Consider the following 21714-nt stretch of genomic DNA (forward strand, 5'->3'; position numbering starts at 1 on the left):
GGTCGTCGAAGGCGCCGTTGCCCCCGGTGGAGAATTAATCGAGTTCATGCCTCCGAGAAGCACAAGGATAATCAATCCATGGTGAGCGGAACCATCAGGTACTGGGCGGCGGCGAAGGAAGCCGCGGGAACCGCGGAGGAGCCCTACGCCGCGCGGACGCTCGCGGAAGCGCTGGAAGCCGCGCTGCAGCGGCGCTCCGGCGACGGGCGGCTCGCCGCGGTCGTGCAGCGCTCCTCGTTCATCGTGGACGAGCAGCCGGTCGGCCGGCGCGCCCACAGCGAGGTGTTGCTCACAGAGGGCGGCGTGGTGGAGGTCCTGCCTCCGTTCGCCGGGGGATGATGGCGCAGGGCCCGTTCTCCCCCTGCAGTGCAGGAGGGGCGGGAACGCAGCGGCCGCGCGGGCGGCGCGCGCAGCGAAGGTCCGCAGGACGAAAGGCGGTGTGATGGAGGCGACTGTGCCCAGGATCTCGATGCTCGGCAAGCGCGGATGCCATCTGTGCGACGACGCACTCGAGGTCATCCGCGCCGTGGCAGACGACACCGGCGCCGGCTATGAGGTCCGCCACTTGGAGGACGAGCCGCAGGAGGTCCGCGACGAGTACTGGGAGCGCATCCCGGTGACCTTCGTCGACGGCGCCCCGCACGACTTCTGGCGGGTCAGCGAGGCGCGCCTGCGCGCTGCACTGGGCGCCTCTCCGCAGTAGCAGGGCTACTTTGTGCATGCTTTCACAAGGGCGTAGCCTGACGGGAGGCGGCCGCCGGCGCGAAGCCGCCGGGGGGTTCGCGGAGCGCACGCAGGGCAGCGCCCGCGGCGCGACCGGGCGGACCCCGAGCGCGCCGCTGAGCCACCCGACCGACGCCGCCCAGGAGTGCCCTCCCGTGACCCCCCGATCAGACCGGCCCCGGGAGCGGGGCATCCCCGAGGCGACCGTCGCCCGGCTGCCGATCTACCTGCGCGCACTCCAGGGCCTGTCAGAGCGCGGCCTGCTCACCGTCTCCTCCGAGGACCTCGCCCGGATCGCCGGAGTCAACTCGGCCAAGCTCCGCAAGGACCTCTCGCACCTCGGTTCCTACGGCACCCGCGGCGTCGGCTACGAGGTCGAGTACCTCGTCTACCAGATCGCCCGTGAGCTCGGTCTCACTCAGGACTGGGCGGTAGCGATCGTGGGAGCCGGCAACCTGGGCCGCGCACTCGCCAACTACGGTGGGTTCGGGACCCGCGGCTTCCGCATCGCCGCCCTCCTCGACGCCGACGAGCGCCTGGTCGGCGGCGAAGTGGCCGGGCTGCGGGTCGGCTCTATCGACCTGCTCGAAGACGTGGTGACGGCGGAGAACGTCTCCATCGGCGTCATCGCGGTCCCCGCGGTGGCGGCGCAGAGCGTCTGCGACCGCTTCGTCGAAGCCGGCGTCACGAGCGTGCTCAATTTCGCTCCGATGGTCCTTGATGTGCCGTCGGCGGTGGATGTGCGTAAGGTCGATCTATCCATCGAACTGCAGATCCTGGCTTTCCACGCCCAGCGGAAGGCCGAGGGCGGGCCGCCCGCGGGCCACGGGCTGATCGACGCGGAGGAGAAGGCGTGAACCGCACTGCTCCGCGCCCGCGGGTGCGGCCCCTGTCTGCCCGGCCACCGCGCGGCCGGACGGATCGGCGCAGCCGATGGGACCAGGCGAACGCATTGGAGTGCAGATGAGTGTCCTCGCCGTGGGGCTGAGCCACCGCAGCTCGCCCGTTGCGCTGCTGGAGCGCGCCGCGATGGACGGCGCCGAGCGCCTCAAGGCGATGGCGGAGATGGCCGCCTCGGAGGCCGTCGGCGAGGTGATGATGGTCTCCACCTGCAACCGTACCGAGGTCTACGCCGAAGTCGAGAAGTTCCACCCCGCGCTCACCGCGATCACCGAGCTGCTCTCCGAGCGCACCGGCGTCTCCCAGGCCGAGCTCACCGAGCACGCCTACGTGCACTACGAGGACCGCGCCGTGCAGCACCTGTTCTCGGTGGCCTGCGGCCTGGACTCGATGGTGGTCGGCGAAGGCCAGATCCTCGGCCAGGTCCGCAGCGCCCTCAAGGACGCGCAGGCCAGCGGCACCCTCGGCCGGGTCCTCAACGACCTCGGCCAGCGCGCCCTCCGGGTCGGCAAGCGGGCGCACACCGAGACCCACCTCGACCAGGCCGGCGCCGACATGGTCACCCTCGGCCTGGAGGTCGCCCTCGGCCGGTTCGGCCCGCAGCGCGCACCGGGCGCGGTCGCGGGCGCCCCGCTCACCTCGGTCGACGTCGAGGCCGCGCTGCCCGAGCCGAGCCCGCTCACCGGCCTGCGGGTGCTGGTCCTGGGCGCCGGCTCGATGAGCGCGCTGGCCGCCAACACCGTCGCCCGGCTCGGCGCCTCCTCGGTGGCGGTGGCCAACCGCACCGCCGAGCGCGCCGTGCGCCTGGCCACCTGCCTCACCGAGGCCTACGACCCGATCTCGGCGTCGGCGGTGGACTTCGACCGTGCCGCCGCTGCGCTGCCAGGCGCCGACCTGGTGATCTCCTGCACCGGCGCGCAGGGCCTCGTGCTCGGCGCCGACGAGGTGGCCGGCGCGCTCGCCGGTGCGCCGCGCGCTGGCGAGGGCGCCGGCGCCGCCCGCCCGCTCGTCTTCCTCGACCTGGCCCTGCCGCGCGACATCGACGAGCGCGTCCGCGACCTGCCCGGTGTGGACCTGGTCGACATCGAGGACCTCCGTGCCGCAGCGGCCGAGGGCGCCGGCGGCGGCGAGTCGCGCACCGGCGTGCTCTCCACCGTGCGCGGCATCGTCGACGAGGAGGTCGCCTCCTTCACCGCGGTCCGCCGCGCCGACCTGGTCGCGCCGACCGTGGTGGCGCTCCGCGCGCACGCCCGCGAGGTCGTCGCCGCCGAGCTGGCCCGCCTGGAGAACCGCGTGCCCGGACTCGACGACCGGGAGCGCGAGGAGGTGGCCCGCGCCCTGCAGCGCACCGTCGACAAGATCCTGCACCGCCCGACGGTGCGGGTGAAGGAGCTCGCCGCCCGCCCCGGGGGCGACTCCTACGGCGACGCGCTGCGCGAACTGTTCGACCTCGATCCGGCGGCCCCCGATGCGGTCGCCCGGCCCCGTTCCGTTCCCGGGGAGGACGTGTGAGTACCGACGCGCCGACGAGCGCCGCCGCCCGGCTGGGCACCCGGCGCTCGAACATGGCGACCACGCAGTCCGGCCTCGTGGCCGACGCCGTCACCGAGCGCACCGGGATGCCGGTCGAGCTCGTGCAGATCACCAGCTTCGGCGACGTCACCAAGGCCCACCTGACCCAGCTCGGCGGCACCGGCGTTTTCGTCAACGCGCTCCGGGACCACCTGCTGGACGGCGGCATCGACTTCGCCGTGCACTCGCTCAAGGACCTGCCGACCGCGCCCGCCGACGGCCTGGTGCTGGCCGCGGTCACCGAGCGGGACGACCCGCGCGACGCGCTCTGCGCCCGCGACGGCCTCGGCTTCGCCGACCTGCCGGCCGGCGCGCGGATCGGCACCGGATCCCCGCGCCGCGTCGCCCAGCTCGCCGCGCTCCGCCCGGAGCTGGAGTACGTGCCGATCCGCGGCAACGCCGAGACGCGGCTGGGCAAGATCGCCTCCGGCGAGGTCGACGCGGTCGTGCTCGCCTACGCCGGCCTGGTCCGGATCGGCCGCACCGCCGACGTCACCGACGTCTTCGGCGCCGACCGCATGCTGCCGGCCCCCGGCCAGGGGGCGCTGGCCGTCGAGTGCACCGGGGCACGGGCCGCCGGTGACCTGGCCTACCTCTCCGCCGTCGACCACACGCCGACCCGCCTCGCGGTGACCGCGGAGCGCACCGTGCTCGCCGAGCTCGAAGCCGGCTGCGCGGCGCCGGTGGGCGCCTTCGCCGAACTGGACGGCGGCGTCCTGCGACTGAGCGCGGCGGTGGTGTCGACCGACGGCCGCACGGCGGTGCGCGGCGAGCGCACCGCCGACCTGGACGCCGAGCCGGCGTCGCTGAAGGCCGCCGCCGACCTGGGCCGAGAACTGGCCCGGTCGATGATCGCCGACGGCGCCGACCGGATCGTTGCCGACGCGGCGCAGGCCGCGGCGGGAGAGGCGGACGGCTGAGGGACGCGTTCCCGAACGTCCGAAGCAGCATCGAGGAAGGGCAGCATGAACCCCCAGAGCGACGACGCGGCCACCGCCGGCACCGCCAGCGCCAGCACTGACGAGCGCGCGGGGGCCGGCCGCGCCCGCACCGCCGGCCCCGGCACGGTCGCCCTGGTGGGCGCCGGGCCGGGCGACGCCGGAGCGCTCACCGTGCGCGCCACGGAGGTGCTCGCCGAGGCCGACGTGGTGATCGGCCTGCACGAGCCGGCCCCCGAGCTCGCCGCGCACCGCGCGGCCGCCCTGGCGCACTGCCGCGACGGTGCCGAGGTGCTCGACCCGGCCGACCTGGCCGACGCCGACGCCACCGCCGTCCTGCGCGCCTCGGAGGGCGCGGCCGTGGTCCGGCTCTACGCCGGCGACCCGCTGCTCTTCTGCCGCGGCGACCAGCTCGCCGACGCCTGCCGCGCCGCCGGCATCGGCTACGAGGTGGTGCCCGGCGTCTCCGCGGTGACCGGTGTCGCCGCCTACGCGGGGGTGCCGCTGATGCCGGAGGGGGCTACCGAGCTCCGCGTCGTCGACGGCGGGGACCGCTCCGTCGACTGGGCGCGCATCGCCGCCGACTTCGCGGCCCGCGACGACCTCACGCTCGCCGTGATCCGCCCGCGCCGGACCGATGACGGCGGCCGCAGCGGCACCGGCGTCGACTGGCTGGTGAAGGCGCTCACCTCTGGTGGCAACCCGGCCGCCACCCCGGTCACCGTCACCCGCGCCGGCGGCACCACCGAGCAGACCACCGTGTCCTCCACGCTCTCCCGGATCGCGGCCGACCTCAAGGCGATGGACGCCAAGGGCCACCACCTCACCGAGCCCGCGCTGGCGCTGCTCGGCCCCGGCGCCGCCCAGCAGCGCGAGCGCTCCTGGTACGAGACGCGGTCCCTGTTCGGCTGGCGCGTGCTCGTGCCGCGCACCCGCGAGCAGGCCGCCGACCTCTCCGAGCAGCTGCGCTCCTACGGCGCCGTGCCCGAAGAGGTGCCCACCATCTCGGTGGAGCCGCCCCGCACGCCGCAGCAGATGGAGCGCGCCGTCCGCGGCATCGTCACCGGCCGGTACCAGTGGGTGGCGTTCACCTCGGTCAACGCCGTCCGCGCCGTCCGCGAGAAGCTGGAGGCCTACGGGCTGGACGCGCGCGCCTTCGCCGGTGTGAAGGTCGCCGCCGTCGGCGAGCAGACCGCCGCCCGGCTGCGCTCCTTCGGCATCGAGCCCGACCTGGTGCCGCCGGCCGAGCAGCAGTCCGGCGCCGGCCTGGTCGGAGTCTGGCCGCCCTACGACGCCGAACTCGACCCGATCGAGCGGGTCCTGCTGCCGCGCGCCGACATCGCCACCGAGACCCTGTCGGCCGGCGTCGCCAAGCTCGGCTGGGAGGTCGACGACGTCACCGCCTACCGGACCGTGCGCGCGGCACCGCCGCCCGCCCCGGTGCGCGAGGCGATCAAGGGCGGCGCGTTCGACGCGGTGCTCTTCACGTCCTCCTCCACGGTGCGCAACCTCGTCGGCATCGCCGGCAAGCCGCACAACACCACCGTCATCGCGGTGATCGGCCCGGAGACCGAGAAGACCGCCCTGGAGTTCGGGCTGCGCGTCGACGTGGTTGCGCCGACCGCGTCGGTTTCGGCCCTCGCGGAGGCCCTCTCGCAGTACGGTGCTCGGCAGCGGGCGGAGGCGCAGGAGGCGGGCCGCCCGGTCCTCAAGCCCAGCCAGAAGCGGCGCGGCCGCCGGCGGAAGGCGCTGTGACCGGCGCGTTCCGCGCGGCCGCACCGGCCCCGCAGCCCGACCGGGCACTGGACGCCCCGGACAGATTGACCCGCCGCCCGGCGCGGCGCGCATGAGGGAGGAGCCCCCGATGGACCACCGGTTGCCGTCCGGAGCGCAGTTCCCCGCCGCCCGGCCGCGGCGGCTCCGCCGCACCCCGGCGCTGCGGCGGCTGGTCGCCGAGACCCGCCTGGCGCCGTCCGACCTGATCCTGCCGATGTTCGTCAAGGAGGGCATCAGCGCACCCAACCCGGTGTCGTCGATGCCGGGCGTCGTCCAGCACACCCCGGACAGCCTGCGCGCCGCCGCCGCGGAGGCCGCGGAGCTCGGCGTGGGCGCGCTGATGCTCTTCGGCATCCCCGCGGCGAAGGACGCCCGCGGCTCGGCCGCCGACGACCCGGACGGCGTGGTGCAGCGTGCGCTGCGCGACCTGTCCGCCGAGGTCGGCGACTCCATCGTGGTGATGGCCGACCTGTGCCTGGACGAGTACACCTCGCACGGCCACTGCGGCCTGCTCACCGAAGACGGCAGCGTCGACAACGACGCCACCCTGGAGCGGTACGCCTCCATCGCCCTCGCCCAGGCCGAGGCGGGCGTCCAAGTGGTGGGCCCGAGCGGAATGATGGACGGCCAGGTCGCCGCGATCCGCGCCGCGCTCGACGGCGCCGGCCACCCCGACGTGGCGATCCTCGCCTACGCGGCCAAATACGCGTCCGCCTTCTACGGCCCGTTCCGCGAGGCCGCCGAGGGGGCGCCGCAGTTCGGCGACCGCACCGGCTACCAGCAGGACCCGGCGAACGCGTCCGAGGCCCTGCGCGAGGTGGCGCTGGACGTGGCCGAGGGCGCCGACATGGTGATGGTCAAACCCGGCCTCGCCTACCTCGACATCGTCGCCCGGGTGGCCGACGCCTCCCCGGTTCCGGTCTCGGCCTACCAGGTGAGCGGCGAGTACGCGATGGTCGAGGCGGCCGCCGAGCGCGGCTGGCTGGACCGCGAGCGCGTCATCATGGAGACCCTGCTCAGCCATCGCAGGGCGGGAGCGGCCCAGATCCTCACATACTGGGCGAGTGAAGCGGCACGCATGCTGCGCTGAAGCATCCGGGGACCCGGCAGAGCCGGGACGGGGCGATAGGGCGGGGCGGCGGACCGGCACCCCGCGGGACACGACGAAGCGGGGAGGCGGTCCATGGCCGAGGTACTCAACCGGCGGCGGCGCAGGCACGCGCGGAGCACGGCGGAGCGTCCGGAGGACATGCTGGAGGCGGCGCTGTCGTATGCGGCGCTCGGCTGGCCGGTGTGCCGCGGCGCAGCGCCGGCCGCCGAGGGCGCCCGGGCCTGCAACTGCGACCGGATGGGCTGTCCGGCGCCGGCGCAGCATCCCGTGACAGCGGCGTGGGGCGTGGAGGCCACCATCGACGCCGACGTCATCCGCCGCTGGTGGGGCGCGGCCCCGGGCGCCAACGTGATCCTGCCGACCGGCCGCGTCTTCGACGTGTTCGACGTCCCCGCGGAGGCGGGCGTCATGGCCCTCGCGCGGATGGGGCGCTCGGGTGTGCGCACCGGCCCGGTCGCCGCGGTCGACACCGACCGCTACCTCTTCTACGTCGCCACCCGCTCCCCGTCCGACGAGGACGAGTGGTGGTCCTGCCACCTCGACTGCGTCCCCGAGACCGTCGAGGAGACCCCGGGCCTGCGCTGGCACTGCCGCAACAGCTACGTCCTCGCCGCGCCGTCCCTGCTCCCCTCGGGCGGCCGCGCCGGCTGGATCCGCCCGCCGCACCCCGAGGCCGCTGAACTCCCCGACCCAATCGCCGTGCTCGACATCCTCGCCGACTCCTGCGAGGAGTTCGCGGGCTGACCGCCGCGGAGCCCCGGGCAGCCGCGGCCGGCAGGGCGGAGGACCGCCGCCGCGCACCCGCCCCGCGCCCGTCAGCCGGCGGTGCGGGCGGCACCGCCGGCGCCGGCACCGGCGGGGGTGCCGCTGGGGAACCGCACCGCATGCGGCACCGCATCGGCGCTGCGCCCGGCTTCCGCGCCGGGCCGGGGCGCCGCGGGGCGGCCCCGCTGCCCGACCGGTCCGTGCGGGCCGCCGGGACCGCCGGTCCTGCGCAGCGCGCTGCGCGCCAGCGCCGTGCAGCCGGGTCCGGCGCCCGGGCCGCGCCGGTGTCCGCCGGACGGGATCTGCCCCGTACCGCCGCTCCGCGGCCTGCTGCTCCGCCGGGAACGCCCCGCCTGCGCTCCTGCCGGCCGTTCCCGCGGAGCCCGCACGTCCCGCGGAGGCCCTGCTTGCGGGACGCCCCGCCCGGCGCCTCGGGAAGCGCGCCGCGCCCGTGCCGCGCCCGTGCCGCGCTCACGCCCCGCGGTCAGAGCAGCCCCGGGTCGAGGCGCTCGTCGGCGACGACGATGCCGTCGGCGTCGCTATAGAGCCACGCCTCGGGGTTGAAGACCACGGCGCCGAAGGCGACCGGGCCGTCCAGGACGCCGGCGCCCTCCTTGGCGGACTTGCGCGGGTTCGAACCCAGGGCCTTCACGCCCACACCGATGCCGGCCAGGGCCTCGGTGTCGCGGACCGCGCCGTTGACGACCACGCCGGCCCAGCCGTTGGCGGCCGCGGCCGCGGCGATCTGGTCGCCCACCAGTGCGCTGCGCAGCGAACCGCCGCCGTCCACCACCAGCACCCAGCCCTCGCCCGGCTGGTTCAGCTGCTCCTTGACCAGGGCGTTGTCCTCGTGGCACTTGATCGTCGCGATCGGCCCGTGGAACGACGTCCGGCCGCCGTAGGACCGGAACTGCAGCTCGCAGCTCTGCAGCGCGTCGCCGTAGGCGTCGATCAGGTCGGCCGTGGCGAAGACCTCGCTCATGCTTGCTCCTTGAGGGTCGTCTGGTGCGTCCGGGCGTCAGGAACGCTATCCGGCGAGGCGCGGTGCCGCGTCAGGGAGGCTGCGCACGGGTGCCAGACTGGACGGGTGGCTACTCATCAGACTTCCGCCGAGCTGTTCGAACGCGCCAGCGCCGTCGTGCCGGGGGCGGTGAACTCGCCGGTCCGCGCCTTCGGCGCGGTGGGCGGCACCCCGCCGTTCATGGCGTCCGGGCACGGCCCCTACCTCACCGACGTCGAGGGCAACACCTACGTCGACCTGGTCTGCTCGTGGGGCCCGCTGCTGCTCGGGCACACCCACCCGGCCGTGGTCGACGCCCTGCAGGAGGCCGCCGCGCACGGCACCTCCTTCGGCGCGCCCAGCCCGGGCGAGGTGGAGCTCGCCGAGGAGATCGCCGCCCGCGCCCCCGTCGAGCAGGTGCGGCTGGTCAACTCCGGTACCGAGGCGACCATGTCGGCGATCCGGCTGGCCCGCGGGGCCACCGGCCGCAGCAAGGTCGTCAAGTTCGCCGGCAACTACCACGGCCACGTCGACGCGCTGCTCGCCTCCGCCGGCTCCGGCCTCGCCACCTTCGGTCTGCCGGACAGCCCCGGCGTGACCGGCGCGAGCGCCGCCGACACCATCGTGCTGCCCTACAACGACCCCGAGGCCGTCGAGCGGGTCTTCGCCGAGTCCGGCGACGAGATCGCCTGCGTCATCGCGGAGGCGTGCCCGGCCAACATGGGCGTCGTCCCGCCGCGCGACGGATTCAACGCGCGCCTGCGCGCGATCACCGAGCGGTACGGCGCGCTGCTCATCCTCGACGAGGTGCTCACCGGCTTCCGCGTCTCCGCGTCCGGCTGGTACGGCCTGGAGGGCGTCCGCGCCGACCTCACCACCTTCGGCAAGGTGATGGGCGGCGGCCTGCCCGCCGCCGCGTTCGGCGGCCGCGCCGACCTGATGGCGAGGCTCGCGCCGGCCGGCCCGGTCTACCAGGCGGGCACCCTGTCCGGGAACCCGCTGGCCACCGCGGCCGGCCTGGCCACCCTGCGGAACGCCACCGACGAGGTCTACGCCCACATCGACCGGGTCTCCGCCCAGGTCGCCGACGCCGCCGGCGCGGCGCTCACCGAGGCCGGCGTGCCGCACCGGGTGCAGCGCGGCGGCAGCCTGTTCACGGTGTTCTTCACCGACGCCGACGTGACCGGCTTCGACGCCGCGCGCGCCCAGCACACCGGCCGGTTCGCCGCGTTCTTCCACGCGATGCTGGAGCAGGGCGTGTACCTGCCGCCGGCGGCGTTCGAGGCGTGGTTCTTCTCCGCGGCCCACGACGAGGAGGCGATCGGCCGGGTGCTCGCCGCCCTGCCGAAGGCCGCCGAGGCGGCCGCGCGCACCGCCTGACCGCGCTCCGCCGCCCGCGGAGCGGCGCGGGCAATCCCCGACCTGCACCGGAGCTGCCGTCGGCGGATTCCGGACGGGCCCGCTGCCGTGGGGGCGTCCGGCTCCGCCGGCCGGCGGCCCGGTAGCGTGGGAGGGTGCGCCAACCGCGGTGACCGGCCCGTCCGTCCCGCGCCGGCGTGCGATCCCGGCGGTCCAGCGGACCGGCGGGCTGCCCTGCACCGCAGGCCGACCGGTCGGCCGCCGCCCGGACCGGCGGCCGCGGCCGTGCCCGCACCACCACCGTCCGGCGCCGCCCGCCGGTCCGAGCGAAGGGACACCAGCGGCCCATGACCACGACGACCGTCGTCCACCTGCTGCGCCACGGCGAGGTGCACAACCCCGGGAGGATCCTCTACGGGCGGCTCCCGGACTTCCATCTCAGCGGCAACGGCCGCGGGATGGCCGATCTCGCCGCGGCCTGGTTCGAGGGGCGCGACGTGTCCGTCCTCTACTCCTCGCCGCTGGAGCGCGCCCTGGAGACGGCGGAGCCGCTGGCCGCCGCAACCGGGCTTTCGGTGCGTACCGACGACCGGCTGATCGAGGCCGGCAACCGCCTGCAGGGCCGGCAGGTGTCGGGGCGCTCGCTGCGCACCGACCCGTCGATGCTGCGCCACCTGTACAACCCGTTCCGGCCCTCCTGGGGCGAGCCGTACCAGCTCATCGTGGACCGGATGGTCGCCGCGGTGAAGCACGTCCGCAAGGAGGCGTGGGGCCGCGAAGCGGTCTGCGTCAGCCACCAGCTGCCGATCTGGATGACCCGGATGGCCGCCGAGCGCAAGCGGCTCTGGCACCGCCCGGACCGCCGCCAGTGCAACCTGGCCAGCGTCACCTCGCTGACGTTCGAAGACCAGGAGCTGGTCAGCGTCGGCTACACGGAGCCCGCCGCCGCCCTGTACGGCAGCGGCCCCGCCATCCCCGGCGCCTGATCGCTGCGGCCCCGGCCGGCCCGCCGCTGTCGGGCGGACCCGGCCCGGCCGTCTCCTGGCAGCGGAGAGAAGGCGCAGACCAGAGCGGGGGAGCGGGATGGCGGAGCGGACGGCGGGCGGAGCCGCCGAGGGCGCCCGGGAGCCGGGTCCGGACCTGGATGCGGTCATGGCCGAGCTCGCCGCCATGGCGGACCCGGCCGTCCTCAGGGTGAACCAGCGGCACGGGGACGGGCACGCGGTGAACCTCACCGCACTGCGCGCCTTCGCCAAGCGCATCGGGACGCGGCAGGACCTCGCCCGCGCGCTCTGGGCGACGGACGACTCCGCCGCGCGGCTGCTCGCGCTGCTGGTCTGCCGCCCCAGAGCGTTCGAGCAGAACGAGCTGGACGCCATGCTGCGTGCGGTCCGCACGCCCAAGGTGGGCGACTGGCTCGTCAGCTACGCGGTGCAGAAGAGCCCGCACACCGAGGCGCTGCGCACCGCCTGGCTCGCTGACCCCGCCCCCGGTGTCGCCGCTGCGGGGTGGGCGCTGACCGCGCGGCGCGTCGCGAAGAAGCCCGACGGGCTGGACCTGCCCGCGCTGCTGGACGTGATCGAGGCGCAGATGGCGGAGGCGCCCGAGCGCCTGCAGTGGGCCATGAACACCTGCCTCGCCCAGATCGGCATCGAGCACCCCGCCCACCGGGAGCGCGCCACCGCCATCGGGGAGCGGCTGGGCGTGCTGGCGGACTACCCGGTGCCGAGCGGGTGCACCTCGCCCTATGCGCCGGTCTGGATCGCGGAGGCGGTGCGCCGGCGCACCGCCTCCGACAGCGGCCGTACTGCCAGCTGAAAGGACTGTGTACTGCACGGGCGCAGCGGGCCGGGGCGGCGGATCCGGTGCGCTGCGCGCGCCTGGCCCGGGCTGCCGCCGCCGAGGTCGGCGTGCGTGTCGCGGTGGACGAGAGGGTAGGCTAGGCCCTCGGGTGCGGTACCGGCGCCGGCGGATCCCGTCCGCGCAGACCGCACTCTCCCGACTGCCCCCGGCGCCGCAGGCGACCGCGACGGGGCCGTTATGTCCTCGATGTCTTCTGCGAGAAGGTGATCGCATGGGTTCCGTGATCAAGAAGCGCCGCAAGCGCATGGCCAAGAAGAAGCACCGCAAGCTCCTCAAGCGCACCCGCGTCGCCCGCCGCAACAAGAAGTAGCGGAACCGGAGTACGCAGGATCGGCTTCTCCGCAGACGCCCCGCACCGGGCCGCTGCGGAGACACCATCCCCCTTACTCCCCCTCTCGCCATCCCCCTCGAACACAGACCCCCCTCGATGTGTGGAGGCGTAGCGCATGGGACGCGCCGTTCTCGTCACCGGCGCCTCGCGGTACCTCGGTGCCCGCGTCGCCGAACTGCTCAGCCGCGACCCGGACGTCAGCCGGGTGGTCGCCACCGACACCGCCGCACCCCGGCGCGCACTGGGCGGGGCCGAGTTCGCCCCGGTCCGGCTGCATGACGGCGGCATCGGCGCCCTGGTGCAGGACACCGGCGCCGACACGGTGGTGCACCTCGGCTTCGCCGACTCCGCCCCGCTGAAGGGGCGCGGCCGGCGCCGGTCGCCCGCGGCGGTACTCGGCACCCTGCAGCTCCTCGACGCCTGCCAGCGCTCCGACGACGCGGCCCGCCTCGTGGTGCGCTCCAGCGCGGCCGTCTACCGCGGGCCCGCAGCAGAGCCATTCACCGAGCCCGGCACCGCCCTCGCCACCGGCGCGGCCGCGGTCGCCGGCGACACCGCCGCGCCGCACGCCCGGGACGCCGCCGACATCGAGCGGCACACCCTCACCCTGGCCCGCCGCCGCCCCGACCTGTCCGTGGCGGTGCTGCGGTTCGCCAGCGTGATCGGCCCGTCCGTCGAGACCCCGCTCACCCGCTATCTCGGCCTGCGGCTGGTGCCCACCGTGCGCGGCGAAGACCCGCGGATGCAGTTCCTGCACCCCGACGATGCGGCCGACGCCACCTGCCGCACCGCGCTGGCCGCGCCCGACGGCGGCTCCGCAGACGGGATCTTCAACGTCGCCGCCCCCGGGTCGGTGCCGCTCTCCCGGGTACTGCAACGCGTCGCCGGGCGCCGCTTCGCCGTGCCCGAGCGCGGGCTGCGGGTGCTCGGCGGAATCACCCGCCGCAGCCGCGTCGACTACTCCCCGGACCAGCTGCGGCTGCTGTGCAGCGGCCGGGTGCTGGACGCCGGCAAGCTGGAGCGCAGCGTCGGCTGGCGGCCCGCCTACACCTCCGCCGAAGCCCTCGAGAGCTACCTGACGGCATCGTGACGGGCGCGGTTCCGCCCGGGCCGCCCGCCATCCGGAGCGGCCGCTCAGACGCGGCCGCGGCGCAGCGCCCCCACGGCCAGCCCGCCGACCAGGGCGCCGGCCGCTGCGGCCGGCACCCCGACGCGCAGCGCGGCCCGGTAGCGGCGGAACTCGTGCACCGGCCAGCCGTGCTCCAGCGCGTGCCGGCGCAGCGCATCGTCGGGGTTGACGGCGTTGGGCCGGCCCACCGCGCCCAGCAGCGGAAGGTCGTTGGAGGAGTCGCTGTAGGCGGTGCTCTCCGCCAGGTCGAAGCCCTCCCGATCAGCCAGCTCGCGCACCGCCTCGGCCTTGGCCGGGCCGTGCATCATGTCGCCGATCAGCCGACCGGTGTAGACCCCGTCGGACTTCTCCGCGACGGTGCCGATCGCGCCGTCCAGCCCGAGCTTGCGCTGGATGATGTCGGCCAGTTCCACCGGGGTCGCGGTGACCAGCCAGACCCGGTCGCCGGCCGCGGCGTGCTGCCGCGCCAGCTCCGCCGAACCCTCCCAGATCCGGTCCGACATGGTCTCGTCGTAGATCTCTTCGCAGAGCTCGACGAGGTCGTCGACCCGGTAGCCGGCGACGAAGGCCAGCGCCGCCTCGCGCGCGGCATCGATGTGCTCGCTGCGCTCGCGGCCGCCCGCCCGGAACACCAGCTGGCCCCAGCCGAAGCGGACGAGGTCGCGGGTGGTGAACAGGTCGCGGGCAGCGAGCCCGCGGGCGAAATGGTAGATGGACGCGCCGCGCATCAGCGTGTTGTCGACATCGAAGAAGGCAGCGCGGTGGCGTCGGGAGACTGGGCCCGGCATGCCACCGAGCCTAGGGCCCTGGAGCAGGGGCCCGGCGCAGTGGGGCCGGTGCCCGAGTGTCCGTGACGCAACTCACATGTGCAGGTAGGAGGCGTGCGCGCGCTGGGGACGTGCTGCGCGTTCGGTTCCCGCGGCCCGGTGGCCGCGGGCCGGGCGCGTTCCCGTCCACTCCCCGGTATGCAGCATGATGATCGGGATGGTCGAGGTAGCACTGGCATTCGCCTGCGCCCTGGTGGCTTGGAGTGCCACCGCGGCGCTGATCGCACGCGGGCAGCGGGTCCCCGGAACCTACCCGCGCATCCTGGCTGCGTCGGCTGCGGCCGTCGCCATCGGCCTGAGCGCGGCGTTCCCGGGCGCACTGCTCGGCTTCTCCGGGATCACCTTCCGCCTGCTGCAGGTCGGCGTGGGGCTGCTCGGGCCGCTGCTGGCGGCGTGGGGGGCCGTGGAGTACGCGATCCGCTCCGAGCGGGCGCGCTTCGGCGTCCGGCTGCTGGTGGCGGTGCTGGGCATCGTGCCCACAGCCGTCCTCGCGCTGGACCCCGTCAGCGGAAACTTCTCCAACGACTACCCTCCGCTGAACGACCACTACGATTTCATCCCCGGCATCGCCGTCAGCGCGGTCCACATCTTCGCTGCCGCCGCGATCGCCGTGTGCGCTGCAGCCGCGCTGCGCGCCGGGGGCCGGGCCGGCACCCACCGCGCCAGCGTGGTCGGACTGATCGGCCTCGCGGTGCTGCTGGAGATCCTGGTGGCCCGCATGGGGCTGGGCGCGCTGGGCCAGGTGGTCATGGTCGGCGCGCTCGCGGCGCTGTGGGGCGCGTTCGTCCGCGCCCTGAACCCCCCGGAGGAGCCGCAGCGGCGGCGCCGGGGGCGCCGGTCCCCGTCCGGGGGCGGCGATCCCGACGACGGCGAGGGAGACGACGAAGTGTGGGGCAGGCGCCGCAGGGCCCGGGACGACGACTACGACGACTATGACGACGACGGCTTCGCCGACGAGCGCGACGAGGTCCGCTCCGCCCCCGCCGGCCGGGGCGGCCGGTCCGGCCGCGGTGCGCCGCGGCGGCCCCGGATGCGCGGCATCATCACGATCTACACGCTCGCCAACGGCGGCGCGGACACCTTCGACGACTGCGCCGACGCCGTCGTCGACGAGGTGGACCGCCGCGAGCCGGACACGCTCCTGTTCGCCTGCCACACGGTGCCGAGCGCTCCGCAGCAGCGGATCGTCTACGCGATCTACCGCGACGAGCTGGCCCAGGAGGAGCACGAGCAGCAGCCGCACGTGCGCGAGTTCGCCCGCCGCAGCGCGCCCGCCGTGGTCGCCACCAACGTGATCGAGCTGTCGCTGGCGGGGGCGTCGGTTGCCGATTCGCTGCCGGATATGCTGATGCCCCGCTGACGCGGCGGCAGCGTGACCCGCCGGAATCTAACGGAGCGTGCTGGAACCCCGATGCGCAAACTCGTCGTCTTCCTTGTGCTGCTGGTGATCCTTGTGGTGGTCGCCGACCGCGGCCTGCACTACGCCGCGCAGACCGAGATCGCCAAGAGGGTGGGCCAGCAGTACGAGATGGCGTCCGAGCCCGAGGTCACCGTCGGCGGATTCCCGTTCCTGACCCAGGCGTTCCAGGGCACCTACAGCGAGATCAACATCGTCACCGGCGCCATGAACGTCAACGACGTCCAGCTGGAGCGGGTCGACGTCACCGCCTACGACGTCGACGCCCCGCTGCAGGCGCTGCTCACCGAGCCGACGGCGACGGCCCGCACGGCCGAGGCCACGGTGATGCTGCCCTACAGCGAGCTGCAGAAGCGGCTCCCCGAGGGCATCGTCATCGAGAACGAGGACGGCCAGCCCCGGATGGCCGGCGACCTGGCGCTGCACGGCTTCAGCCAGCCGGTCTCGGCGGGGCTGGAGGTGGCGGTGGAGGGCGACGCGATCGTCGTCACGCCCACCGACGTCGCCATCGGCGGCACCGGTACCGGCGTGGACCTCACCGCGCAGGTCAACGACCGCCTCGCGGTCTCCTTCCCGATCCCCAGCCTGCCGTTCAACCTGCAGGTGACCGGGATCGACGCCCGCCCCAACGGCGTTCAGGTCTCGGCCGAGGCGGAGGACGTCCCGCTGATCGGCGCGGAGCAGCAGGGCTGAGCGTGCAGGGCGAAACCGGCGCGTCCGGCGAGCAGGGGCGGGACGGGGCGGCTCCGGACGGCGCACTCCCCGAGGCCGTCCGCCTCACCGCCGCCGACCTGGGGGCGCCGCTCGGCGAGCGGGCCACGCTCGTGCAGTTCTCGTCCGCCTTCTGCCGGCCCTGCGTCGCCACCCGGCGGCGGCTGGCCGAGGCCGCGGACCTGGTGCCCGGTGTGGCGGCCGCCGACGTCGACGCCGAGTCGCACCTGGAGCTGGTGCGCCGGCTCGGCATCGAGGAGACCCCGACCGTGCTGGTGCTCGACTCCGGCGGCACCGAGCGGGTCCGGGCGCGCGGGGTCCCCGCGCGGCACGCGGTCCTCGCGGCCCTGGCGACCGCGATCGGCGGCCCGGAACAGCAGATGTGAGCTGTCCCACGGGTGACAGCGATGGGCCCAGCCCGTACGATCGTGGACGTGAACACCGTGACGGGCGCGTTTCTGACGAAGCGGCGGGCAGTGGACTACTGCCACGTCGCTACCGCGCTCTGTCTGCCCCGCCCGTAGAGCGGCCGCCACCGCGCCTTTTCCGGGCGCACCAGTGATGCGCCGCCCATGCCGCGCGCACCCCCGCCGGCCACCGCTCACGCAGCAGGGACACCGGAATCCACGCTCCCGCCGACGCGAACCTCCGTCCGGCCGGGTCCGTGTGCGCACCCCCTTCTCTCCCGCCGTACGGCCCTGCCGCCCGGCACCGAACGCCGCACACACATCGAATCAAGGAGGTTCCCTATGAGCCGCTCCGACGTCCTCGTGGACGCCGACTGGGTGGAGGCTCACCTGGACGACCCGAAGGTGGTCCTCGTCGAGGTGGACGAGGACACCTCGGCCTACGACAAGGGGCACATCCCGGGCGCCATCAAGCTCGACTGGAAGACCGACCTCCAGGACCCGGTCCGCCGCGACTTCGTCGACCGCGCGGGCTTCGAGAGCCTCCTGTCCGAGCGGGGCATCGCCAACGACGACACGGTCGTCCTCTACGGCGGCAACAACAACTGGTTCGCGGCCTACGCCTACTGGTACTTCAAGCTCTACGGCCACGACGCGGTGAAGCTGCTCGACGGCGGCCGCAAGAAGTGGGAGCTCGACTCGCGCGCCCTCGTCGAGGAGGTGCCCGAGCGCGACGCCACCAGCTACACCGCGCAGGAGCAGGACGCCTCGATCCGCGCCTTCCGGGACGAGGTCGTCAACGCCATCGGCACCAAGGCGCTGGTCGACGTGCGCTCGCCGGACGAGTTCACCGGCAAGCTGCTGGCCCCGGCGCACCTGCCGCAGGAGGCGTCCCAGCGGGCCGGCCACATCCCGACCGCGCGCAACATCCCGTGGGCGAAGGCGGCCAACGAGGACGGCACCTTCAAGTCCGACGAGGAGCTGCGGGAGATCTACTCCGCGGCCGGCGTCGACCTCGACTCCGACGTGATCGCCTACTGCCGCATCGGCGAGCGGTCCTCGCACACCTGGTTCGCCCTGCACGAGCTGCTCGGTCTGGACAACGTCAAGAACTACGACGGCTCCTGGACCGAGTACGGCTCCCTGGTGGGCGTTCCGGTCGAGCTGGGGGAGGCCAAGTGAGCGACGGCTGCGGAGCGCCCGTCGGGGGCGTCGCCCTCGCCGACGGCGCGGCCGGCGACCAGGCGGTCATCCAGGGCACGGTGCGGCGCGGCGGCACTCCGCTGGCCGGCGCCTACGCGCGCCTGCTGAACGGCTCCGGCGACTTCGTCGGCGAGGTCGCGACCGGTCCGGAGGGCACCTTCCGGTTCTTCGCCGCCGACGGCGACTGGACCGTCAAGGTGCTCGCCTCGCAGGGCTTCTCGGCCGCCTACGACGTCCGCGCGGAGACCGGCAGGATCGCCGACATCTCCGTCGAGGCGTAACCGCCCGGCAGAGCGGTAAAGAACGGAAGAGCGCGGCAGCGGGCCCGGACCCTGGGACGCAGGACCGGACCCGCCGGCCGCTGGCCTGCGGCAGTCGCGCAGCCCAGCGGGGGCGCAGCGGTAGTGATGCGCGCGGGGCCCGGGGGATCCATCCCCCGGGCCCCGCTGCCGTGCGCCCGCCCAGCGGCCCTCCCGCCCCGGCTGCTGCGGGAGGGCCGGCGTAGGGTGGTGCCGGCCGGGCGCCGCCGGGCGCGCAGACTGCGGCGGCTGCGCCCGCCCTCTCCGCAATCCCCCGCGCTTCGCTTCGGAGGTCCCCCTGCCTGCGGCCGCACCCCGCCCTGACCGACCCGCCCCAGGCGGGCTGACCGCCCCGGCACCGCACCGCGCCCGCAGCAGCGGGCGCCCCCGCCCGCGCGGCCGCGCCGCCGGGAGGCGGACGTGACGCCGGCCGCCGTCGGCGCGGTGCTCGCCGCCGCGGTGCTGCACGCGGTCTGGAACGCTATCGCGCACGCCATCACCGACCGGCTGATCGGGTTCGCCCTCATCGGCGCCGCCGGGACCGCCGGCGGTATCGCCGTCGCCTGCTTCACCGGTCCGCCCGCGGCCGAGGCGTGGCCGGCGCTGCTGCTGTCGGTGCTGCTGCACATCGGCTACATGGGCTTCCTCATGCTGTCCTACCGGATCGGGGACTTCGGCCAGGTCTACCCGCTGGCCCGCGGCACGGCCCCGTGGCTGGTCGCGATCGGCGCGGCGGTGCTGCTCGGCGAGACGCTCACCCCGCCGCACCTGGCCGGTGTGCTCGTCGTCTCCGCGGGGCTCACCCTGCTCGTGTTCTCCGCCGGCCCGCCCCGGCGGGACGCGCTGCCCGCGCTGGGCGCCGCCTTCGTCACCGGCATCATGATCGCCGGGTACACGGTCGTCGACGGCATCGGGGTGCGCGCCTCCGGCGAACCCGTCGCCTACCTCGCCTTCCTCATGATCCTGCAGGGCCCCTGGTTCGGGATCGCCGCACTGGTCCTGCGCCGCGGCCGGCTGGCCGCCGACCTCCGCCCGGTGTGGCGGGTGGGGGCGCTCGGCGGACTGCTGTCCATGCTCGCCTACGGCCTCGTGCTCTGGGCGCAGACCATCGGCGACCTGGCCGCCGTCGCCGCACTCCGCGAAACCAGCATCATCTTCGGGGCGATCATCGCCGCCGTGGTCTTCAAGGAGGGCTTCGGCCGGGTGAAGATCGCCTCCGCCGCGGTGGTGGCCGCCGGGATCGCCCTGCTCAACCTCTGACGCCCGGCCCGGCAGCGGGTGCGCCGCCCCCGTGCAGCGCCCGGTTCCCGGCGAAGTGGTGACAACTCACCCGTGTCCTGACAGCATGCGGTGCACCAGGAGGTGCTCGGACGTGCCCGAACCAAGGACTGGCTCCCCCCGCAACCCCCGGAACGAGCGCACCATCGCCCACGCGGCCACGCAGATCGGCTGGCGGCACGAGGTGCTCGTCGACGACCCCGGGCCGCCGCCGCGGCGCCCCGCGCCGCCCGAGCGCGTCGAGGTCAGCCCGGAATGGGTCGAGGCCCAGCGCGGGGACGAGCAGACCACCAACCGGCCGCTCACCACCGCGCTGCGCGTGCTCGCCGGCCTCGCACTGCTCGCCCTGGCGCTGTGGCCGCTGCGCATCCTGCCGGGCGTCCTCGCCTTCGGCGCGGTGTGCGCCTGCGCCGTGGTCGCGGTGCCCGTCGGCGTCGCGCTGCTGCAGAGCCGGCGCGTGATCGCCGACCGGGTCGCCGAGGAGCGCGCCCGCCTGGAGGCCGAGCGCCGCGCAGCGGAAGGCGAGCTCCGCCGGCTCCAGGAGGAGCACGCCGCCCGGCACGCCGCCTGGCAGGCGTGGCGGCACGCGTTCGAGGCGCAGCCGCAGTGGTACACGGTGCACGTGCCCGAGGACGCCGGCGCCGTCCTCGTCGCCGGCGGCACCGACGCCGGCTGGTCGGCGGTGCTCACCTGCGTCGGCGCGTCCCGGCTGGGTGCGGGGGCCGACCTCACCGTGGTCGACCTGTCCGGCCGCGCGGTCGCCGGCGACCTGGTGGCGCTGGTGCGGCGGAGCGGCGTCGTGCCGCGGATCTGGGTGCTCCCCGCCGACCTGCCGCGGATGAACCTCGGCGCCGGACTCGGCGCCGGCGGCCGTGCCGCGGTGCTCGCCGCGGTGGCGTCGGCCGCCCAGCCCGAGGCCGACAGCGGCGCCGACACCGCGCTGCTGGAAGGCATCCTGGAGGCGGTCGGAGCCGAAGCCGGAGTGGACGCCGTCGTCGGCGGCCTCCGCACGCTCGCGGTGCCCGAGGACGCCCCGGATGCCGGCGGCGACCCGGCCGTCGCCGCGCTCACCGACGAGCAGCGCGCCGATGTCCGCAAGAGGTGCGGCACCGACCGCGCCGTCGTCGAGCGGGCCTGGGAGCTGGCCGGCCACCTCGCCCCGTTCGAGGGGGTCGGCACCCGCGCCCAGACCGAGCCCTACGCCCAGGTCAAAGTGATCGCCACCGACCGGGCCGGCGGCGAGGTCGCGGCCCGCGCCTACGGTGCCTACACCGCGGCGGCGCTGTGCCGGCTGCTGGAGATGCGCGCGCAGGCCGCCGGGTCGGGCGAGCGGACCGACCGGTGGGGGCGCGCCATCCTCGTCTGCGGCGCCGACGCGCTGCCCGCGGAGGCCGTCGACCGGCTGATCGACGCCGCCGAGGCCGCCGCGACCGGACTGGTGCTGCTGGTGCCCGAGGCGGACGCGGACACCGTCGCGCGCTTCGACTCCGGCCGCGTCCACCCGGTGCTGATGCGCCAGCCCGACGGCGCGTCGGCCGCCCGGCTCGCCGACTGGCTCGGCGACCAGCCGGAACTGCGCCTGCACCGGCTCACCGAGGTCATCGGCGAAGCGCTCAGCGGCACCGTGGCCGACAGCTACGCCGAAGACGCCGAGCCCGGCCAGGCGGCGACGGCTCCGGTCTCGGTCCGCGGCGCGGCCTCCGCCATCGCCCCGCTCGACCTCGCCCGGGACCTGCGCGCCGCCACCACCTGGGGCCGCGCCACCAGCCAGGCCGAGGGCGCCGACGGGGCCCGGACCCTGCACCCGGACGCGCACGGCCTGCGCCACCTGCCGCCGACGGCGGCCGTCGTCCCCGGCGCGCACGGCGCAGTGCTGGCCGACGCGAATCCCGGTATCCTCACGCTCCCGACGGCGACCCTGTCCAGCGTCGAGGACGGCCCGCCCGCCGCGCCGGCCGAGCCGGCCGGCGGCGACGGCGCACCGCCGCCCAACCTGGGGCCGCCGCCGGAGCGGCTGGACTGGCGGTGGGCCACCTCATAGCGCCCGCCGCATAGGCTGAGGGGGTCCCGCGCGGACCTCCCGGCAGCCGCGGCGGAGCACCGCT

The 21714-nt window shown here is 75.3% G+C and carries 22 protein-coding genes; 20 read left to right on the top strand and 2 right to left on the bottom strand.

Annotation, left to right across the window (positions count from 1 at the left end; translation table 11 throughout):
* Positions 1-78: 78 nt before the first annotated feature.
* The 8 genes from ACYVGT_RS08545 (at position 79) to ACYVGT_RS08580 (ending at position 7764) form a co-directional block, all read left to right on the top strand.
* Positions 79-339, top strand: a complete 261-nt coding sequence (locus ACYVGT_RS08545; protein WP_460855915.1) for a MoaD/ThiS family protein — start codon at positions 79-81, stop codon at positions 337-339.
* Between the two features lie 103 nt (positions 340-442).
* A complete protein-coding gene (locus ACYVGT_RS08550) occupies positions 443-703 on the top strand; it encodes a glutaredoxin family protein (protein WP_460855916.1) in 261 nt (86 codons plus the stop codon).
* A gap of 175 nt (positions 704-878) precedes the next feature.
* Complete coding sequence (locus ACYVGT_RS08555; protein ID WP_460855917.1) at positions 879-1580, top strand: redox-sensing transcriptional repressor Rex; 702 nt, start codon at positions 879-881, stop codon at positions 1578-1580.
* A 106-nt stretch (positions 1581-1686) separates the two neighbouring features.
* Positions 1687-3135: a glutamyl-tRNA reductase gene (locus tag ACYVGT_RS08560; RefSeq protein WP_460855918.1), complete on the top strand. Its 1449-nt coding sequence runs from the start codon at positions 1687-1689 to the stop codon at positions 3133-3135.
* A 53-nt stretch (positions 3136-3188) separates the two neighbouring features.
* Entirely contained in the window at positions 3189-4115 is a 927-nt protein-coding gene (gene hemC / locus ACYVGT_RS08565) for a hydroxymethylbilane synthase (RefSeq protein ID WP_460856003.1), read from the top strand.
* A 45-nt stretch (positions 4116-4160) separates the two neighbouring features.
* Complete coding sequence (locus ACYVGT_RS08570) at positions 4161-5888, top strand: bifunctional uroporphyrinogen-III C-methyltransferase/uroporphyrinogen-III synthase (protein ID WP_460855919.1); 1728 nt, start codon at positions 4161-4163, stop codon at positions 5886-5888.
* Positions 5889-5997: 109 nt separating this feature from the next.
* Entirely contained in the window at positions 5998-6999 is a 1002-nt protein-coding gene (hemB, locus tag ACYVGT_RS08575) for a porphobilinogen synthase (protein ID WP_460855920.1), read from the top strand.
* Positions 7000-7092: 93 nt separating this feature from the next.
* Positions 7093-7764, top strand: a complete 672-nt coding sequence (locus ACYVGT_RS08580; RefSeq protein ID WP_460855921.1) for a bifunctional DNA primase/polymerase — start codon at positions 7093-7095, stop codon at positions 7762-7764.
* Between the two features lie 505 nt (positions 7765-8269).
* Here the strand turns inward: ACYVGT_RS08580 and rraA are convergent.
* Positions 8270-8767 carry a ribonuclease E activity regulator RraA gene (gene rraA / locus ACYVGT_RS08585; RefSeq protein WP_460855922.1) on the bottom strand — a complete coding sequence of 166 codons (498 nt, stop codon included), beginning with the start codon at positions 8765-8767 and terminating at the stop codon, positions 8270-8272.
* A 105-nt stretch (positions 8768-8872) separates the two neighbouring features.
* Here rraA and hemL point away from each other — a divergent pair, with 105 nt between their 5' ends.
* The 5 genes from hemL to ACYVGT_RS08610 all read left to right on the top strand — a co-directional run bounded on the left by hemL (position 8873) and on the right by ACYVGT_RS08610 (position 13428).
* A complete protein-coding gene (gene hemL / locus ACYVGT_RS08590) occupies positions 8873-10165 on the top strand; it encodes a glutamate-1-semialdehyde 2,1-aminomutase (RefSeq protein ID WP_460855923.1) in 1293 nt (430 codons plus the stop codon).
* Positions 10166-10491: 326 nt separating this feature from the next.
* A complete protein-coding gene (locus ACYVGT_RS08595) occupies positions 10492-11130 on the top strand; it encodes a histidine phosphatase family protein (RefSeq protein ID WP_460855924.1) in 639 nt (212 codons plus the stop codon).
* 97 nt (positions 11131-11227) lie between these two features.
* Positions 11228-11962 (top strand): DNA alkylation repair protein, encoded by a 735-nt coding sequence (locus tag ACYVGT_RS08600; protein ID WP_460855925.1) that lies wholly within the window; start codon positions 11228-11230, stop codon positions 11960-11962.
* Positions 11963-12218: 256 nt separating this feature from the next.
* Entirely contained in the window at positions 12219-12317 is a 99-nt protein-coding gene (locus ACYVGT_RS08605) for a 30S ribosomal protein bS22 (RefSeq protein WP_013155353.1), read from the top strand.
* Positions 12318-12453: 136 nt separating this feature from the next.
* Positions 12454-13428, top strand: a complete 975-nt coding sequence (locus tag ACYVGT_RS08610) for an NAD-dependent epimerase/dehydratase family protein (protein ID WP_460855926.1) — start codon at positions 12454-12456, stop codon at positions 13426-13428.
* A gap of 44 nt (positions 13429-13472) precedes the next feature.
* Here the strand turns inward: ACYVGT_RS08610 and ACYVGT_RS08615 are convergent, their stop codons facing one another.
* Complete coding sequence (locus ACYVGT_RS08615; RefSeq protein WP_460855927.1) at positions 13473-14255, bottom strand: HAD family hydrolase; 783 nt, start codon at positions 14253-14255, stop codon at positions 13473-13475.
* 196 nt (positions 14256-14451) lie between these two features.
* Between ACYVGT_RS08615 and ACYVGT_RS08620 the strand changes: the two genes are divergently transcribed.
* From ACYVGT_RS08620 to ACYVGT_RS08650, 7 genes are all read left to right on the top strand, one after another.
* Positions 14452-15654, top strand: coding sequence for a putative quinol monooxygenase (locus ACYVGT_RS08620; RefSeq protein WP_460855928.1), 1203 nt, complete (start codon positions 14452-14454; stop codon positions 15652-15654).
* A gap of 51 nt (positions 15655-15705) precedes the next feature.
* Positions 15706-16404, top strand: a complete 699-nt coding sequence (locus ACYVGT_RS08625; RefSeq protein ID WP_460855929.1) for an LmeA family phospholipid-binding protein — start codon at positions 15706-15708, stop codon at positions 16402-16404.
* 98 nt (positions 16405-16502) lie between these two features.
* The gene (locus tag ACYVGT_RS08630) at positions 16503-16808 is read left to right on the top strand and encodes a thioredoxin family protein (RefSeq protein WP_460856004.1); all 306 of its coding nucleotides are present in this window, start codon (positions 16503-16505) and stop codon (positions 16806-16808) included.
* Between the two features lie 363 nt (positions 16809-17171).
* Entirely contained in the window at positions 17172-18011 is an 840-nt protein-coding gene (locus ACYVGT_RS08635; protein ID WP_460855930.1) for a sulfurtransferase, read from the top strand.
* Entirely contained in the window at positions 18008-18313 is a 306-nt protein-coding gene (locus ACYVGT_RS08640) for a DUF1416 domain-containing protein (RefSeq protein ID WP_460855931.1), read from the top strand. The genes ACYVGT_RS08635 and ACYVGT_RS08640 overlap by 4 nt, the downstream gene beginning before the upstream one ends.
* Positions 18314-18751: 438 nt before the next feature.
* On the top strand, positions 18752-19591 hold the full coding sequence (locus tag ACYVGT_RS08645; protein ID WP_460855932.1) for a DMT family transporter: 840 nt from the start codon (positions 18752-18754) through the stop codon (positions 19589-19591).
* A gap of 112 nt (positions 19592-19703) precedes the next feature.
* Positions 19704-21650 carry a hypothetical protein gene (locus ACYVGT_RS08650; protein WP_460855933.1) on the top strand — a complete coding sequence of 649 codons (1947 nt, stop codon included), beginning with the start codon at positions 19704-19706 and terminating at the stop codon, positions 21648-21650.
* The last annotated feature ends 64 nt before the right edge of the window (positions 21651-21714 follow it).

The sequence above is a fragment of the Nocardiopsis coralliicola genome (assembly GCF_054779695.1).

Coding starts and splice junctions, on each gene's coding strand:
- ACYVGT_RS08545 (WP_460855915.1), top strand. CDS start 79: ATGGTGAGCGGAACCATCAGGTACTGGGCGGCGGCGAAGGAAGCCGCG.
- ACYVGT_RS08550 (WP_460855916.1), top strand. CDS start 443: ATGGAGGCGACTGTGCCCAGGATCTCGATGCTCGGCAAGCGCGGATGC.
- ACYVGT_RS08560 (WP_460855918.1), top strand. CDS start 1,687: ATGAGTGTCCTCGCCGTGGGGCTGAGCCACCGCAGCTCGCCCGTTGCG.
- hemC (WP_460856003.1), top strand. CDS start 3,189: ATGGCGACCACGCAGTCCGGCCTCGTGGCCGACGCCGTCACCGAGCGC.
- ACYVGT_RS08570 (WP_460855919.1), top strand. CDS start 4,161: ATGAACCCCCAGAGCGACGACGCGGCCACCGCCGGCACCGCCAGCGCC.
- hemB (WP_460855920.1), top strand. CDS start 5,998: ATGGACCACCGGTTGCCGTCCGGAGCGCAGTTCCCCGCCGCCCGGCCG.
- ACYVGT_RS08580 (WP_460855921.1), top strand. CDS start 7,093: ATGGCCGAGGTACTCAACCGGCGGCGGCGCAGGCACGCGCGGAGCACG.
- rraA (WP_460855922.1), bottom strand. CDS start 8,767: ATGAGCGAGGTCTTCGCCACGGCCGACCTGATCGACGCCTACGGCGAC.
- ACYVGT_RS08595 (WP_460855924.1), top strand. CDS start 10,492: ATGACCACGACGACCGTCGTCCACCTGCTGCGCCACGGCGAGGTGCAC.
- ACYVGT_RS08600 (WP_460855925.1), top strand. CDS start 11,228: ATGGCGGAGCGGACGGCGGGCGGAGCCGCCGAGGGCGCCCGGGAGCCG.
- ACYVGT_RS08605 (WP_013155353.1), top strand. CDS start 12,219: ATGGGTTCCGTGATCAAGAAGCGCCGCAAGCGCATGGCCAAGAAGAAG.
- ACYVGT_RS08610 (WP_460855926.1), top strand. CDS start 12,454: ATGGGACGCGCCGTTCTCGTCACCGGCGCCTCGCGGTACCTCGGTGCC.
- ACYVGT_RS08615 (WP_460855927.1), bottom strand. CDS start 14,255: ATGCCGGGCCCAGTCTCCCGACGCCACCGCGCTGCCTTCTTCGATGTC.
- ACYVGT_RS08620 (WP_460855928.1), top strand. CDS start 14,452: ATGGTCGAGGTAGCACTGGCATTCGCCTGCGCCCTGGTGGCTTGGAGT.
- ACYVGT_RS08625 (WP_460855929.1), top strand. CDS start 15,706: ATGCGCAAACTCGTCGTCTTCCTTGTGCTGCTGGTGATCCTTGTGGTG.
- ACYVGT_RS08635 (WP_460855930.1), top strand. CDS start 17,172: ATGAGCCGCTCCGACGTCCTCGTGGACGCCGACTGGGTGGAGGCTCAC.